The following is a 1,093-nucleotide window of genomic DNA, read 5'->3' as shown; positions in this document are numbered from 1 at the left end:
CGACCTCGCCGACCAAGGAAAGATCCGCGTGTACGGGACCGGTCACGGCACCGGCCAGCCCGACCGCGCACTGCTCGAAAGGGTGCTCAATGGACTCCGCCGTCTCTGAGTCGCCGCTCTTCGCCCCGCGTCGGCCGGGCGTCGCGGACCAGGCAGAGGAATCGCTTCAGGCCTGGCAGCTGGACCGCACCCGTGCCCCCATCGCCACGAAGATAGTGGTCGCGGGCGGCTTCGGTGTCGGCAAGACGACCTTCGTCGGGTCCGTCTCCGAGATCACCCCGCTGAAGACCGAAGCGATGATGACCCAGGCCAGCGAGGAGACCGACGACCTCTCCGCGACGCCCGACAAGGTCACCACCACCGTCGCGATGGACTTCGGCCGGATCACCCTCGACGACGACCTGGTGCTGTACGTGTTCGGCACACCGGGCCAGCAGCGCTTCTGGTTCATGTGGGACGACCTGGTGCGCGGCGCGATCGGCGCGGTCGTGATGGCCGACACCCGTCGGCTCGCCGACTGCTTCCCCGCCCTCGACTACTTCGAGAGCTGCGGACTGCCGTACGTCGTGGCCGTCAACCACTTCGAGGGGACGCCCGGGTACGAGGCCGAGGACGTACGGGAGGCCCTGACGATACCGCCGCACGTGCCTGTTGTGATCATGGACGCGCGTAACCGGATCACCGTCGTCGAGTCGCTGCTGGCCCTCGTGGGCCACGCCCTCGACGCCACCCCCGCCTAAGGGCCGTCCCGTTGGACTTCCCAGACACCCAGCACGGAGAACCGCGATGCGGAAGATACTCATAGTCGGAGCAGGTCAGTCCGGCCTCCAGCTCGCCCTCGGACTCCAGTCCAAGGGGTACGACGTCACCCTCATGTCCAACCGCACCGCCGACGAGATCCGCTCCGGCCGGGTCATGTCCACGCAGTGCATGTTCCACACCGCACTCCAGTACGAGCGGGACTACCAGCTCAACTTCTGGGAGTCCCAGGCCCCGCGCATCGAGGGCCTCGGTGTCTCGGTCGCGGCGCCGGACTCCTCACGCGCCGTCGACTGGGTCGGCAAGCTGGACGGCTTCGCCCAGTCCGTCGACC

The 1,093-nt window shown here is 68.1% G+C and carries 2 protein-coding genes and 1 pseudogene; all 3 read left to right on the top strand.

Going from position 1 to position 1,093, the window contains the following annotated elements; all coding sequences use genetic code 11:
* Positions 1-28 precede the first annotated feature (28 nt).
* Positions 29-109, top strand: a complete 81-nt coding sequence (locus ACFWGZ_RS41235) for a hypothetical protein (protein WP_382457015.1) — start codon at positions 29-31, stop codon at positions 107-109.
* A gap of 106 nt (positions 110-215) precedes the next feature.
* Complete coding sequence (locus ACFWGZ_RS41230) at positions 216-740, top strand: ATP/GTP-binding protein (RefSeq protein WP_382457014.1); 525 nt, start codon at positions 216-218, stop codon at positions 738-740.
* 46 nt (positions 741-786) lie between these two features.
* Positions 787-1,093, top strand: a pseudogene (locus tag ACFWGZ_RS41225) (FAD-binding oxidoreductase); the annotation flags it as partial.

Origin of the sequence: Lentzea sp. NPDC060358, assembly GCF_042725365.1 — a bacterium.
Taxonomy (GTDB): domain Bacteria; phylum Actinomycetota; class Actinomycetes; order Mycobacteriales; family Pseudonocardiaceae; genus Lentzea.
This window is presented reverse-complemented; position numbering and strand designations above follow the sequence as displayed.